General features: G+C 35.9%; 11 protein-coding genes. 10 read left to right on the top strand and 1 reads right to left on the bottom strand.

The genetic code is table 11. From position 1 onward, the window contains the following. Positions 1-84: 84 nt before the first annotated feature. The 10 genes from trpX (at position 85) to IGL28_RS06475 (ending at position 13,964) form a co-directional block, all read left to right on the top strand. On the top strand, positions 85-1,125 hold the full coding sequence (gene trpX, locus IGL28_RS06430) for a tryptophan ABC transporter substrate-binding protein (RefSeq protein ID WP_034697916.1): 1,041 nt from the start codon (positions 85-87) through the stop codon (positions 1,123-1,125). Further along, positions 1,122-2,003 carry an ABC transporter permease gene (locus IGL28_RS06435; RefSeq protein ID WP_010737553.1) on the top strand — a complete coding sequence of 294 codons (882 nt, stop codon included), beginning with the start codon at positions 1,122-1,124 and terminating at the stop codon, positions 2,001-2,003. Before trpX ends, IGL28_RS06435 begins: the two co-directional genes overlap by 4 nt. Positions 2,004-2,005: 2 nt before the next feature. Beyond that, positions 2,006-2,776 (top strand): ABC transporter ATP-binding protein, encoded by a 771-nt coding sequence (locus tag IGL28_RS06440; RefSeq protein WP_010719188.1) that lies wholly within the window; start codon positions 2,006-2,008, stop codon positions 2,774-2,776. Between the two features lie 266 nt (positions 2,777-3,042). Next, positions 3,043-3,906 (top strand): shikimate dehydrogenase, encoded by an 864-nt coding sequence (locus IGL28_RS06445; protein ID WP_438843923.1) that lies wholly within the window; start codon positions 3,043-3,045, stop codon positions 3,904-3,906. A gap of 127 nt (positions 3,907-4,033) precedes the next feature. Then, entirely contained in the window at positions 4,034-5,221 is a 1,188-nt protein-coding gene (locus IGL28_RS06450) for an LCP family protein (RefSeq protein WP_081129061.1), read from the top strand. A gap of 264 nt (positions 5,222-5,485) precedes the next feature. Beyond that, positions 5,486-7,675, top strand: coding sequence for a type IA DNA topoisomerase (gene topB / locus IGL28_RS06455; RefSeq protein WP_081129062.1), 2,190 nt, complete (start codon positions 5,486-5,488; stop codon positions 7,673-7,675). 102 nt (positions 7,676-7,777) lie between these two features. Next, positions 7,778-8,062 carry a hypothetical protein gene (locus IGL28_RS06460; RefSeq protein WP_174270245.1) on the top strand — a complete coding sequence of 95 codons (285 nt, stop codon included), beginning with the start codon at positions 7,778-7,780 and terminating at the stop codon, positions 8,060-8,062. A gap of 555 nt (positions 8,063-8,617) precedes the next feature. Beyond that, a complete protein-coding gene (locus tag IGL28_RS06465; RefSeq protein WP_081129064.1) occupies positions 8,618-10,309 on the top strand; it encodes a hypothetical protein in 1,692 nt (563 codons plus the stop codon). 88 nt (positions 10,310-10,397) lie between these two features. Continuing rightward, positions 10,398-12,446 carry a hypothetical protein gene (locus IGL28_RS06470; protein ID WP_197725831.1) on the top strand — a complete coding sequence of 683 codons (2,049 nt, stop codon included), beginning with the start codon at positions 10,398-10,400 and terminating at the stop codon, positions 12,444-12,446. Positions 12,447-12,956: 510 nt separating this feature from the next. After that, positions 12,957-13,964: a hypothetical protein gene (locus tag IGL28_RS06475; RefSeq protein ID WP_081129067.1), complete on the top strand. Its 1,008-nt coding sequence runs from the start codon at positions 12,957-12,959 to the stop codon at positions 13,962-13,964. Between the two features lie 777 nt (positions 13,965-14,741). Here the strand turns inward: IGL28_RS06475 and IGL28_RS06480 are convergent. Next, on the bottom strand, positions 14,742-15,224 hold the full coding sequence (locus tag IGL28_RS06480) for a hypothetical protein (protein ID WP_081127621.1): 483 nt from the start codon (positions 15,222-15,224) through the stop codon (positions 14,742-14,744). Positions 15,225-15,395 lie beyond the last annotated feature (171 nt).

The following is a 15,395-nucleotide window of genomic DNA, read 5'->3' on the forward strand; positions in this document are numbered from 1 at the left end:
GTTGGGGTGATTGTCTTTTTTTGTCAGTTCGTGTCAGAAACCAGACTTGAATAATGATGATTAAAGGAATGAGGGGGAAGAAAAATGAAAAATAAACGTTTGATCACAGTTGTTGCACTTATTATGCTTTACTTAGTAGGAACCTTTATTTATGAAAAAATAACGCCTGCTTCTACTGAATCGAAACCAAAAGAAACGGATCAAACTGTTTCCGTTGGGGTTTTGCAATATGTGAGCCATCCGGCATTAGATGAAATTTACCGTGGGATCAAAGACGGTCTCGAACAATCAGGGCTTGAGGAAGGAAAAAATTTAACGATCTCCTTTCAAAACGGGCAAGCAGATCAAAGTAAATTAGCCACTATGAGTCAACAATTAGTACAAGCTGACCCAGATGTCCTAGTAGGGATCGCTACTCCGGCTGCTCAGTCTTTAGCTAATGTAACGAATACGATACCACTAGTCTTAGGTGCGGTCACAGATCCAGTTGGTGCCGGCTTAGTGAAGTCTTTAAAAGAACCAGGTGGAAACATCACAGGCGTATCTGATCAGCCTCCTGTTGAAGCGCAAATCAAGTTAGGCGCTGAATTGTTGCCGAATGCGAAGAAAGTCGGGATTTTATACGCTTCTTCAGAAGATAATTCAAAATACCAAGTAAGCCAAGCAGAAAAAGCGATTCAAAAAGCAGGTTTGACTTCAGTAAAATATGCTGTACCTTCTACGAATGAAATCGCCCAAACTGTCCAAGTGATGAGTCAACAAGTGGACTTCATCTATGTTCCTTTAGACAATACGATTGCTAATGCCATGCAGACAGTGGTAAAAGAAGCCGATAAAGCGAAGATCCCAGTGATCCCTTCAGTTGATTCAATGGTCGAACAAGGTGGCTTGGCAACTATTGGGATCAATCAATATGATTTAGGTGTCCAAAGTGGGAAAATGGCTGCGATGCTTGCACTAGGAAAAGAAAAACCAGCAACGACACCTGTTTACGTCTTTGATAAAGGCGATGTTATTATCAATGAAAAACAGGCGGAAAAATTAGGGATCACGATTCCTGATTCAATAAAGCAAGAAGCTAAAAATGTTTCAGAAGAACCGAAAGACGAGGGGGATGAACAATGATCGTATCAGCAATTTCGCAAGGGATGTTATGGGCAATCTTAGGATTAGGAATCTTTATGACTTATCGGATTTTGGATTTTCCTGATATGACGACTGAAGGATCATTTCCATTAGGTGGAGCAGTTTGTGTGACAGCTATCACTCATGGGATCTCACCGGTTTTAGCAACACTGCTTGGCGTTGGTGCAGGCATGCTTGCCGGACTAGTTACGGGGCTGTTGTATACCAAAGGAAAGATCCCCGTGATCCTTGCCGGAATCTTAGTCATGTCTGGATTAAACTCGGTGATTTTATTCGTGATGCGCACACCAAATCTTTCTTTATTGAATCATTCGATTTTACAAGATACGTTCAATGGTCTTCATTTACCTGACTATTTTGATACCGTGTTACTTGGCTTGCTTGCATTAAGTCTCTTGATTGGTGTCTTACTGTTCTTTTTCAATACCGATTTAGGTCAAGGGTATATCGCGACAGGAGACAACGAAACGATGGCTCGTTCCTTAGGGATCAAAACAGATCGAATGAAAATCTTAGGATTGACTCTTTCAAATGGTGTTATTGCTTTATCAGGTGCATTGATTGCACAAAATGATGGGTATGCCGATGTCAATAAAGGAATTGGTGTCATCGTGATCGGGCTAGCTTCTATCATTATTGGAGAAGTGATTTTCCACGAATTAACTTTAGCAGAACGCTTGATTGCCATTGTCGTGGGAAGCATCATCTATCAATTATTGATCCTGATCGTCATTAAACTTGGGTTTGACACAACATATCTCAAACTCTTCTCCGCTATTATTTTAGCCATTTGTTTGATGATTCCTCAGTTAAAACAAGCATTGAAACTTAAAACCGGTTTTGAAAAGGAGGTTTGACCATGACAGCGATCATCACAATTAAAAATGGAAAAAAAGTCGTTAGCAATGGCATGAATGAAGAAAAAGTATTATTAGATGGAATTGATTTGACAATCAATAAAGGCGATTTTATTACGGTCCTTGGTGGAAATGGTGCGGGAAAAAGTACACTGTTCAACACGATCGCAGGAACATTGCAATTAAGTCAAGGGTCGATCGCTTTTAAAGAGCGGAATATCACGAAAGAAACAGAAGAAAAACGGGCTTCTTTTCTTTCTCGGGTGTTCCAAGATCCTAAGATGGGCACAGCTCCAAGGATGACAGTAGCAGAGAACTTGCTTTTGGCTCAAAAAAGAGGAAAGAAAAGACCCCTTCGTCTCCGTAACCTAAAGAACCAAAGAGAAAAATTTTATCAATTGTGTCAAGAAGTTGGAAATGGGTTGGAGCAGCATCTAGATACGCCAGCTGGGGAATTATCAGGAGGGCAACGCCAAGCATTGAGTTTGTTGATGGCGACCATTGAAGCGCCTGAGTTGCTGCTATTAGATGAACATACAGCAGCGCTCGATCCTAAAACTGCCAAATCATTGATGCAATTAACCAATCGCAGGATTACTGAACAACACTTGACGTGCTTGATGATCACCCACCGGATGGAAGATGCCTTGAATTATGGGAATCGTCTGATCGTTTTACAAAAAGGACGGATCGTGAAAGATTTGTCTAAAGAAGAAAAAGAGCAATTGTCACTAGCGGATCTATTACAATTTTTTGAAGAAGTGTTAGATTAGTTTTTGATTACTGACTGCTTTTCCTTCTACTTTGTGCCTAGTATGCCTATAGTACATTGATTTGTTTTAAATGAATGAGAAAGAGGCCCCGCTTGTTTGACAATCATGTTGACAAGTTTCTCATACCTCCTTTAAACTTAGAAAGACTCGTCAATCATAGACATAAGAAAAAGCACAAGAAACAGAACTAAACAATCGACCATCTGATGTCTCGTGTCATGTTTACGAGGATTGGATGGTTGTTTTATTTTTTAAGGAGGAAAAAGATGATCTCTGGTAAAACAAAACTCACAGGCTTTTTTGCAAAGCCTGCTTCTCATAGTCTTTCACCGCTCATGCACAATCTGGCATTTTCACATTGGGGTATTGATGCCGTTTATCTGGCTTTTGAGATAGATCAAACGAACCTAAGACAAGCCGTTAAGAGTATCCGCACATTAGATATGTTGGGTGTAAATGTTTCAATGCCGAATAAAACGGCTGTCTTGGCATACCTTGATCAGTTAAGCCCTGAAGCGGAATTGATCGGAGCGGTCAACACGATCGTTCACCAGGAGCAACGTTTGATTGGCTACAATACAGATGGTATGGGATTTGTACGTTCCGTCAACGAAACGGGGCATCCAATCAAAAATCAAAAAATCGTTGTTCTGGGAGCAGGTGGTGCAGCAAAAGCAATTGTCGTACAAATGGCACTAGAAGGCGCACAAGAAATCACGATCTACAAACGTTTGAATGCCACTTTTTTACCACTAAAAGAGTATTTTGCGAAAGTCTCTGAGAAAACAGGTTGTCCCATCCGATTACATGATTATGCGGACGAAAGTCAACTGGCATTAGATTTGAGTCAGGCGAATCTATTGATCAACGCAACTGATATCGGAATGGGAAGCAAGAAAGACCAATTACCGATTGCTGATGTAAAGTTGTTGCATTCGCAATTAGCCGTCTTTGACTTGATCTACTCCCCTAGTGAGACACGATTAATCCAAGAAGCCAAAAAAATGGGAATCAAAGCCTATAATGGTTTAGGTATGTTGATTCATCAAGGAGCAATTGCTTTTGAACTGTGGACACATCGAGAAATGCCAGTCCAGAACATACGAGAACGATTAGAACAAGAAGTGTGACGAGCTTTACGTGTAATGGCTTGTCTCATTTCGTTATTTTTTATTAAATTGTGGTTCAAATAGCTGTTTTTATCACGAAGATAGCGTATCCTTTATTTACTTGTACAGATAGCAGGGAGGAAACAAAATGAGTCGGATGGATCGTTATAAGAACATCCATAAAAAAGCAAAACCACTAAAAAAAGAATCAACCGGTTTTTTTAGACGTGAACGTCAAAAGGACAAAGCGTTGAATGATTCAAGAGATGAAGCTACTCGGATCTATCAACCTGATCAGGATTCTTCTTATTCTTCCAAAGAAGGACAAGCTAATGACTATCAAACCCCTTATTCCTATGCAAAAGCAGGAAACAAAAAAGGATTTAATCAAACGAAGAAAAGCTTTTTTAAGAGGAAGAAAGAGCCAAAAGAAGTTCGTCCAAAAAAGAAACGTTCGTGGGGGAAAATCATCCTAGGCATTATCCTATGTTTATTCTTATTTTCAGTCATTTCCTTTTTTGTCGGGAAATCCATGGCAGAACATGATACCAGTTTGCCGAGTGTTACAACGGAATCATTTGATGGTGTACAGTCTTCGAGTGGCGCACATAATATTCTGATATTAGGTAGTGACACTAGAGGTGAGGATGCTGGTCGTGCAGATACGATCATGGTGTTACAGTTAGATGGACCTGCTCATAAACCAAAATTGATCTCATTTATGCGTGATAGTTTTGTAACAATTCCAGGAGTTGGTCAAAATAAGATCAATGCAGCTTATGCTTATGGCGGTGCTGATCTGGTCCGTCAAACCATCAAAGAAAATTTTGGACTTGATTGCCAGTATTACGCAAAAGTCGATTTTAAATCGTTTGAAAAAGTGGTCGATGCATTGTTTATGAATGGTATCAAGATCGATGCAGAGAAAGATTTGAATCTGGATGGTGTCGATATCAAAAAAGGTGTCCAAAAAATGGATGGTCATACACTTTTACAGTATGCACGTTTTAGAAAAGACGAAGAAGGCGATTTTGGTCGAGTAAGACGGCAACAACAAGTCATGAATACGATTTTTAGTCAGCTAAAAAATCCCCTAAACTTGATTCGTGCCCCTTACGCTGCCGGAAAAGCCATTGGTTATACCTCAACGGATGTTTCATCATTGTTTATTATCAAAAATCTTTTGTCGATTGCTCGAGGTGTCGGTGGTGTGGATCGCTTAAGTGTGCCTGTTGAAGGTTCATGGAACTTCGGAAACAGTAGTTATGCCGGAAGTATTTTGGTGATCGACAATGACGCCAATCGCGCAGCAATCAGTGATTTTTTAAGTAAATAAATGGAAGAAAAGAAATAGGAATTTACTCTCTGTAATCATCTATTTCACTTCGTTTAGGTAAAAGTCCTCCATTTTTAATAGGTGGACGATTCAACACTTTGGATTTTCACCAATTGTAAAAGCTAAGTTCATAAAACGACTGTTAGACAAGGGTCTTCAGTCGTTTTTTTCTTTTGAAAAAATAGTTTTTGGGTTGTCATATGCGAATGTTTGTTCCATAATAAAGAAGTCTGTTCTAAGACTGAGAATCATGGAGGGGATAAAATGAAAACTGTTATACTGGCTGAAAAACCTTCCCAAGCAAAAGCTTATGCTGAAACATTTAAGAAACGAATACGTCACGAAGGGTATTATGAGATCGTTGATCCGTTGTTTAGTGGGGAAGTAACGATTACTTATGGATTCGGTCACTTAGTGGACATGGTCCCTCCTGGTGCATATGAAGAACGCTGGAGCAAATGGTCCTTAGCTAACTTACCAATTTTCCCAGAAACCTTCCGCTATGAAGTGCCGAAAGAAAAACAAGCACAATTTTCAATCGTCAAAAAGGAATTACAATCAGCAGATACGATCATTATTGCGACAGATGGAGACCGTGAAGGAGAAGCCATTGCTTGGTCGATTATCATTCAAGCACAAGCCTTCACCAAAAGCAAAAAGTATCAACGTTTGTGGATCAATTCGCTGGAAAAAGAGGCGATTTATGAAGGCTTTAAAAACCTTCGTCCAGGCGAGAGCTATTTTCCTAAATATAAAGAAGCGAAAGCTAGACAGAATGCGGATTGGTTGATCGGGATGAACGGGAGTCCATTATATAGTCTCTTACTGCAACAAAAAGGGATCGATGGCAGCTTTTCTTTAGGACGTGTCCAAACGCCAACCTTATATATGATCTATCAGTTACAAGAAACAATTAAAAACTTCAAAAAAGAACCATACTTTGAAGTAGAAGCGACGATCAGTTGTGATGATGGACGGTTTACTGGGAAAATCGATCCTAAGCAGAATTTTAAAACCCTCGAAGCACTACATCAAGCAATTGAAAAATCAGGCGCGCATCTTGGGAAGCAATCAGGACAGATCTTATCGGTCATTAAAAAAGAAAAACAACTAAGTAGTCCACGTTTATTTTCTTTATCTAGTCTCCAGACAAAAATGAACCAATTGATGAAGGCGAGTGCCAAAGCGACATTAGATGCTGCTCAAGGGCTCTACGAAAAGAAATTTTTAAGCTATCCTCGGACAGATTCTACTTACATTACTGAAAATGAACATCACTACTTGGTGAAAAACTTAGTACGTTATAAAGATTTTTTAGGGATCAGCAGCGTAGAGACTCCTGAAACATGGTCGAAAAAAAGATATGTTGATGCGACAAAAGTCCAAGAACACCATGCAATTATTCCAACAAAAACGATTCCTTCCAAGGAACGTTTTGCGCAATTATCACGTCTGCAACAAGCCATCTATTTACAAGTAGCGAAAACGACTATGGCAATGTTTGCCGAAAATTATGTATATGAAGAAACAACGATTTATACTGGTGTCCAAGAACTTCGCTTAAAAAGTACAGGGAAAATCCCAATCAAAAAAGGGTGGCAAATGATCTTAGCAACCAAAAGCAAGCAGAAAGAAGTCCAAGTATTACCAGATGTGGTAAAAGGTCAGGTGGTCGGCGTTGATCTGAAAAGTATTCAAAAAGAAACCCAACCACCAAAACCATACAACGAGGGAACACTAATCACTGCGATGAAAACGGCAGGGAAAACATTGGATGATGAAGAAGCACAGGAAATCTTAAAAGAAGTTGAGGGAATCGGAACAGAAGCGACTCGAGCCAATATTATTGAAAATCTAAAGCAACGTCACTATATCGAGGTCACAAAAAATGAAATCACTGTTACGGCTAAAGGAATCACTCTTTGTAAAGCGGTCGCTCAAGAACCTTTGTTGACTAGTGCGGAAATGACTGCTCAGTGGGAAGGATACCTCAAAAAGATCGGTAACAATGAGGGCACACCCGAAGTCTTTTTAGCAAATATCAAAAAATTCATCCTTCATTTACTTGAATCCGTGCCAAAACAGCTTACTTCAGTCGATTTATCTGAAGAAATCACTGGAACGCGCCAAATCAAAGCGCTGGAGAAGAAAAATGATCAACTAGGCAGATGTCCAAAGTGTAAACAAGGGATCGTCATGTTGTATCCAAAAGTAGCAACTTGTACCAATGCTTCCTGTGATTTTAAACTTTGGCCAACGATTGCAAAGAAGAAGCTGACGAAAACGATGATGCGGGAATTATTGTCTAAAGGCAAGACTAGTAAAGTAGTTAAAGGGTTGACTGGCAAAAAAGGGAAGTTTGATGCGGTACTAGAACTAAAAGCAGATGATTCGATCGGTTTTTCTTTTCCGTGGATGGAAAAATCAGGAGAAAAAAATAAAGAAGAAAAATAATTATTCCGAAAAGTGTTGGTTTATTTATCCAAAAATAACATACGATTTATAAATAAGGAGTTTAAGCGTTTGAAAAAAGTTCATTCATTGTTAAATTATTTGATGGGAACGATCACGATCGTTGCTGTTTATCAAGCATTATTAAAATATCCAGAATATGGTACGAAATTATTGTCTATCACGAAAGACCCTACGGCTTACTCACCTACACTGCTACTATCAACACTAACAGCTGGAGCGAAAAGTGCCACATACTTTTTACACAAAACAAGTAGTCTGTTGAAACGAAAGAAACAACGTAAGCAATTACTGATGGTCATCGCAGCACTAGTAATCATTTACTTTCTACCCGTATTGACACAATTATGGCATCAGTATTTTGGTTGATTACCGGAAATAAACCACATTCACAGTTATAATAGAGCATAATGATTCACTTTGAAATTTCTTTATCATAAAAGTATCATGATAAATTAGTAAAATATATAACTAAAGATCTTAGAACACATTTGTGTTTTAAGATCTTTTTTTATTGGAAATGCTAGGTTAAGTCCGTTTATTATCAAGGAATTAAGCTCACTTACTTATAACAATAGTGAATATGTCGGTTATTGATTTGTTAGTGATTATAATATTTGAACATTAGATGTTTAAGAATGAAAATTGTCGTTTTAGACAAGTTAACAGCTAAAGCTCGAAGAAGTGGGTACGACAATTCATAAAAAATTAGAGAATAACAAGTTATTTCTTGTGGTGCTTTTTATTTCTATTTATGGAAATTAATGGATTATTTCTCACTAATAATAATTATAAAATAAAAGCGCATTAAAAAATCTTTTGTTTCGACAAAATCTTATATGCCAGATATTTAATAAGGTTAAGAACTAAACAAATGATTATTTTTTATGCAAAAAATAACATAAATAGGAAGGTGCAATCACTATGCCGGAAACAAATAATCAAATCGAGGGTTCAACGTTAACGAATGATCAGGAGCTGTATGAACATCTGAATTTTTCTGAAGAAGAAATCGAAACAGATCAACAACAAAAAATAGGTGAACGTATTGATGTGAATGATCATATATTGTTGGATGGTATGATTTCAAACCATCAAAATGAGTTCTCTAAATTGCCCGATGATATAAAAATACCAAGCGAAAAAATACGTAATATTCATGATGATAATCCAATGAATAAACTACTATGCTTACACAAAGGCAAACTCTATTATATTGAAAATTTGGACCCACAAAAAGGAGAAAAAAAAGCTTATGTAATTGCTGAGGAAGTATGGTATGGAGATAAACGATTGTTCCAAGCGAGCATTCAGCATAACATCAACCAAACCTTAATTAATTTTACTAAGATGACAAAAAATAAGAAAAATGGTACTCGCACGTTACTTGCTAGTCCAAGTTTAGTGTACAATATTATCAAGAATAATGAAATTTTCGAAAATGCAAAAGAAACTCAGGGGATAGCTCGTACAGTAGCACAACCAGATCCAACATATATTGGTGAGCGTCTTAAGATAGGGACCCCTGAATATGGCACTAGGGATCCGGAAATGAAAGTTCAATTAATGTTGCATGAAGATAAGCTCTATCAAATTGACCGCCAAAATAAACAGTCAAAACTACTCGCAGATAACGTAAAATTTCAAGATGGAACAATCTATAAGAGAAATGAGCAAGGGCTAAGAATGGTGCTATTCAGACCTAATATTCTTAAAGAGTCTCACAATATAGGTTTGATAAAATCATTTTTTACTAAAGAAAAAAGAGAAAAAACTCAAACGAAGTATGTAAGCGCCGATACCCTAGAGAACATCAATCAGCGATTACAATATTTTAAAAATATGGAAAAGAAGGATCAGATAGAAAGTAAACCTTGGCCTGAGGTGGATGTTGATAGCATTTCATCGTTAAAGAAGTTAAAAATAGTAAAAGATCCAAACCTTCACAACGATAAAGACCTAATCTTTTACGATAACGACAAAAGTGCTCTTTATAAGTTAGAGATTAACGATCGTGGGAAAGTCCAAAAAGCTTATTTGCTTACTAATAAACACCTTGATAATCAACTTCATAAAAGCCATCTTGCATTAAAAGATTTCAATAAAAGTATAAAATTGAATTTATTTCCTGTAACAAAGGGATTTTCCGAATTGGTGTGGGTACAAAAAGGGGAAATAGAAAAGAAAGTGGCGCATTTTATTGAATTCCAAAAAATGATTACTCGTAAAAATAGAAACAAAGATGTATATACACTTTTGTTGAAAGATACTAATTTGTATTTAGTTAATCATAGATCAAAAGTGGCTATGAAGGTTGCCACTAATGTCAATTTTGAAGATGGTAAGATCAAATCAGATAATAAAATACTCTTATCCAACTTATCGCCTAATGAAAATATGAAATGGCCAATATCTTCATACAAAGCTTCTAAAATTTTTGAAATAGCAAAAATAAACCAATCGAGGAACATTCCTCAACTAAGTAATAATGTAGTAGAGTTGCAAAAACGCTCAAAAGGAAAAAGCCAAACTCAAAGAGAACTCCTGAATCAGAATCAGAAGATGGACACTCGTTCATGCGTTTCAATCGGAGAAAGACCTGGAACATCTAGGTAATTATTGAAATTTATTGAAGGATTATTTCTTGCAGATATTAAACAAATGATCCTTTTAGAAAAACAATAAATAGAAAGGTGTGATCTCTATGATAGAAAATAGCATGAGCAAAGAGGAACTATATAATCATCTGAATTTTTCTAAGGACCAAATCGCAGAAGACCAAAACAAAGAGCCATATGAAAATATTGTGGTGAACGAGCATGTATTTTTGGTTGATATAATTTCAACCTATAGAAATAAATTTTCCCAATTGCCCAATAAGGTAAAATTACCAAGCAAAACAATAGATAATATTCACCAAGGTGATCCAATGGATAAACTATTATGTTTATACCAAGGGAAACTTTATTTCATAGAAAATTTGGACCCACAAAAAGGAGAAAAAAAAGCTTATGTAATTGCTGAAGATGTAGAGTATATAAATGGTGAATTGACGCAAGGAAGTAAAGAAAAGAATAGCTACCAAAATTTAATTGGACCTGTAGAAATGGAGAATAATCCCTCAAAGGACGCTCAATCGTTATTTGTTCATTCACGCGTAGTATACGATATTATCAAAAAGGATAACGAATACAAAAAAGCAAAAATAGCCGAGAGAGCAGCACGTACAATAACAGAACCAGATGCAACTTACATTGGTGAAAATCTCAAGATAGGAATCCCGCAGCGTACGTCATCCGATCTTAGTGTAAATGTTCAATTAATGGTACATAAAGGCAAACTTTATCAATTGGACACTGAGAGCAGCAAGTCGAAACTCCTCGCAGATAACATAGAAGAGAAAGAAGGGGTATATTACAAAAGAAATAGTCAAGGTTTGAGAGTTGATCTGTTCTCGCCTTCCAATGTGACAACGGTTGATACAAATAATTTCATTCAAAGACGTTGGACTCGGGAGGGTAAAAATAGAGATAGAACGGCAACGATGTACGTCGATTCACTTACTTTAAAAGAGATTAATCAGCGACTAAATGGGTTTAAAATGATGGAAGATAGACAACAGATAAAGAGTAAACCATGGATTAAGGTGGATGTTAGAGCATTTTCATCATTATCAATACCAAAAAATCAAAGTCACAATAAACAGAAAGATCTATTTTATTATAAAGTAGGGACCATGTGGGATAAACTATATAAATTAGAGACTGAATCTCAAGATGGTAAGAATGTGAAAATCATAAACGCTTATTTGCTTGCTGATAAGGATCTCTATAATTCACCAAATGCAAAACATATTGCAGTCCAAGACTGGGAAACAAATGTAAAAATAAATTTATTCCTTAAATCAAAGATGTCAAACGGATTTATATGGATAGATAAAGGAGAAGTTGAAAAGAACATCAATTATTTGAATGAGGCCAAGAAACATTTTCCTAGAAATCGTTCTCCTAGAGATTTACATAAACCCCGAGAGCATGAAAACAGAAATGTAAATTCGTGTACACTTTTGTTGAATAAGACCAATTTATATTTAGTTAGTCATAAAGGAAAAAAGGCTATCCTGATTACTGATAATGCACATTTTCAAGACGGCAAGCTCAAATTAGGGGATAAAGTAATTGCAGACAAATTACCAAAGACGTCTAATAAAGATGCCATGATATGGAGTCTCTCTGCTGAGAATGCCACGAAATTCTTAGACATAGCGAATATAAACAACTTCGTTCAAGGTAGAAATTTGATTGATTTGACAACACCCGCAAAAGCATCACACGAACTTGGCACTAGTCACATCATTCAAGGTAGTAAGTCGTTAGAAGATTTGACAGGGTACACACAACCATTACCCGAACCAAGTACTAGTAACATCGCTCAAGGTAGAAATTCGTTAAGTAATTTGATTGATTTGACAACACACGCAAAAGCATCACCCGAACCTGGCACTAGTCACATCATTCAAGATAGTAAGTCGTTAGAAGATTTGACAAAGTACAAACAACTATTACCCGAACCAAGTACTAGTAACATTGCTCAAGATAGAAATTCATTAAGCAATTTGATTGATTTGACAACATCGGCAAAAGCATCACCCAAACTTAATAGAAATACTCAAAGCAACACTCTTGGACACACTCAAAAGCGTCCTGCACCGCAACCTCCTCAAAAAGGTAGTAATGAAGACCCATCTAGATAAAATGATCATAGCATTCGGATTTATTGAATAAGAAGAACGAGTGATTTTTATTTGCTTTACTAGTTATGTGGTAGCCTTAAAGTGGGGAACATTTGTACAAAAAATTTTATTTCCATTATTATTTAATTTTTGCTATTTTTATGCTGAGCTATTTACTAGAAAATAGAATATTCTAACCGTGTTTAAGGACATCAAAGGCAGTAGTAGCTACTATCTTTGATGTTTTTTTATTAGTTTTTTTATAGAATGATTCAACGAATGATCGTTCAAAAATATGTGATTACGTCTTGTATGTAGGTGAATAGACTATCTTCAGATAACAAAATTAGAATCACCGACCTTTTTGTTTTGTCATTTTGAAATAAAAGTTTTATTTAAGCTGAAGTGTAGATATAGAATGGAAAGCGGATAAAAGCTGTTTGTTTCAGTAATTACTTGAAAAACGCAAAGAAAACTAGTACGACTGTAAATAAATGAACTTTTATACAAGGCCATAAAAGGAGAGGGAATATGACGATGAAGAAAAGCGACAAACTATCACCAGAGGAACGATATTTATCTCTGGCATTTTCTGCTGATCAAATCCAAGAACATAAACATTTAACACAGGAGAACGGGTTAAGATTTCATCAACAATTTGAGCAGAGAGACGAGAACGACTTTCATGAACAACTACACATGAAACTGCCCAAAAAATCGGAAAATACTGAGAAAAATCAGTTATTATATTATGATCATAATGAGGAGAAGCTTTATAAGATCATTTCAAGCCAGGAAATTGTTAATAAAAAAAAGTCCTACTTAAATTGTCATGGAAAATTGATTACGAGTAACGTTAAATTTAGTGACGGTTCAAGAAAACTAGTCATAGACAATAAACAACAGAATCAAGAAACAACCTTAATTAAATTTGGACTGGACGAACTGTTTAATAGAAAAAAATCACGGTTTATATGGGTGACAACAGAAAAAGAAAACGAACTAATAAATATAGTTGGTTCTTTAAACAATAAAGACCAGGAACATCACCAAAATGATGGAGAGGTACAATATACTGATCACTCAAAACGTAAACTTCAGGAATGGCTGAGTAAAAATGAACCGGTAGTATATTATCCATTAGATGCTAAAAACAAGAGCGGTTATGACAAAGACGAGCCATTACTATATTTTGGGAACAATAACCTATATAAGGTTGATCATGAAAAGGGGCGGGCGACCCTAATTGCTGAAGGAGTGCAGGAAATTAATCGAAGTTTTGTATGGAACAATGTGGCACTTCTAAAAAATTTACCGAAAGAATGTGGGGAAAATCAAGCCGTAAAAGTCGATGAAAAATGTTTAGAATCGATTCGAAAAGTAGTTGATATAGTTAAAAGAAAACAAGTTTTGGAAAATAAACCAGAAAACAATCTTACACAAGGCTCTTTAGCTGCTAAAGCTACTAAGGCAAGAAATGCACAAACATCTCCTAGTTTGACTTTGACATCAGAAAATTATACTAATATAGACAGATAAAAAACTAATGTTCCTTGATTATAGTATTTCTTTAAAGATTAAGTTGAATTGTTGCGTAATAATGATGTAATTGGATTCTTAAAACAACGTGAATTATTATCATAAATCAAAGGCATATTTAACAGTCTATAACTCCATATAATCGTTCTTACATTTTTAAGGTATATTAATCAACTGATAAAACACTACTTTCTAGGATACATCTATCAATCATTGCTCTAACAAAATATGGATAGATAAATTCACATCAAAATCTATGTTTGGTGTGAATGATTTCTAGATAGCTTTAATTCTAAATGGTTTATGCATGCGTATATATGTATAACTGATTAGTTGAACAAGAAAAGAATCGTTTTTATACTATCTGGTAAAAAGAAATAGAATAAATAGCAAGAAGAGAGGGTTTGTGGCTTTTTAAAGGAAGGAAATAAAAAATTTTATATTTTAGTTTACATAATATATATTATGCCAAGTAGATCCTTAACATAATAAAAATTCACTCTGTTGTTCGTCCACATTCTGCCTTTTTTTAGAATCATTTTCATCTATAATTTTTTCATATTCGTTTTTTCCAGAAACATATCCACCGTCTGCTCTATATAATATCCCCTCATATAAAATCAAAGATACATGATCAACGTGATACAGAATCCGACCCACGCCCTTCAAGTGCGTTTGGTTGATTCATACGGCGCTGATGACGTTTAAATTTAAATCATCTTCTTAAATTTTTACATTATTTTTTCAATTGTTTATCTCATCAACCGACCATGCAGGTTATCTATTGATATTAGATCCAGTAGTTTTATCAATAATGTGTCTTGTCTCGGGCGTGACATTTGTAATAATGCCTGCTCGTCCATTCAAATGATACAGAGATTTATTTATCATAACGGACTGAGAATTCCCGCTGCTCAAGATATTGTCAGTCTCTAAACCATTTGCTGAATTTTGTACACTCTTTCTTTCCGCTGACTTGCGGATAAGTTCATTTAAAAAAGATTTGTAATGGCTGTTAGTTTGGGGATTAGGTTGTGTTTTTTCAGAGTATCTTTCTGTGGTGCCCCATCCAGTATTTTCATCCATGTCTAACTTATTCTTTTTAAGGGACTCCCCTATATTATTTACCGGTTTCTGTTTAACTTTTCCTTCAGGCAAGCCTGCTAGCTCTGCATCTATCATCTTCGATTGATCTTTGGCTAAAGTATTTTTCTGCCCATCAGATATGCTTCTTAACTCCTGAGTATTCTGCTTTTCCATATACTATCTCCTTTCATTCATTTATTTATTTAGTAATTTTACCAGTCATCTTTTATTCTTTTAAAGCTGATTCTGCTCTAAATCAATCACCTCCTTCATTTTTTTCTTGTTGTTTCAAAGCATTTCCCAAAAAATTTACCTAATATGCTACCATTTTATTACAATTCACTT

The organism is Enterococcus sp. AZ077 (assembly GCF_051714965.1).
Classification (GTDB): Bacteria; Bacillota; Bacilli; order Lactobacillales; family Enterococcaceae; genus Enterococcus_B; species Enterococcus_B hirae.

What these genes read in the sequence shown, in the direction of transcription:
- trpX (WP_034697916.1), top strand. Translation starts at nt 85, where the DNA reads ATGAAAAATAAACGTTTGATCACAGTTGTTGCACTTATTATGCTTTAC.
- IGL28_RS06435 (WP_010737553.1), top strand. Translation starts at nt 1,122, where the DNA reads ATGATCGTATCAGCAATTTCGCAAGGGATGTTATGGGCAATCTTAGGA.
- IGL28_RS06440 (WP_010719188.1), top strand. Translation starts at nt 2,006, where the DNA reads ATGACAGCGATCATCACAATTAAAAATGGAAAAAAAGTCGTTAGCAAT.
- IGL28_RS06445 (WP_438843923.1), top strand. Translation starts at nt 3,043, where the DNA reads ATGATCTCTGGTAAAACAAAACTCACAGGCTTTTTTGCAAAGCCTGCT.
- IGL28_RS06450 (WP_081129061.1), top strand. Translation starts at nt 4,034, where the DNA reads ATGAGTCGGATGGATCGTTATAAGAACATCCATAAAAAAGCAAAACCA.
- topB (WP_081129062.1), top strand. Translation starts at nt 5,486, where the DNA reads ATGAAAACTGTTATACTGGCTGAAAAACCTTCCCAAGCAAAAGCTTAT.
- IGL28_RS06460 (WP_174270245.1), top strand. Translation starts at nt 7,778, where the DNA reads ATGGGAACGATCACGATCGTTGCTGTTTATCAAGCATTATTAAAATAT.
- IGL28_RS06465 (WP_081129064.1), top strand. Translation starts at nt 8,618, where the DNA reads ATGCCGGAAACAAATAATCAAATCGAGGGTTCAACGTTAACGAATGAT.
- IGL28_RS06470 (WP_197725831.1), top strand. Translation starts at nt 10,398, where the DNA reads ATGATAGAAAATAGCATGAGCAAAGAGGAACTATATAATCATCTGAAT.
- IGL28_RS06475 (WP_081129067.1), top strand. Translation starts at nt 12,957, where the DNA reads ATGACGATGAAGAAAAGCGACAAACTATCACCAGAGGAACGATATTTA.
- IGL28_RS06480 (WP_081127621.1), bottom strand. Translation starts at nt 15,224, where the DNA reads ATGGAAAAGCAGAATACTCAGGAGTTAAGAAGCATATCTGATGGGCAG.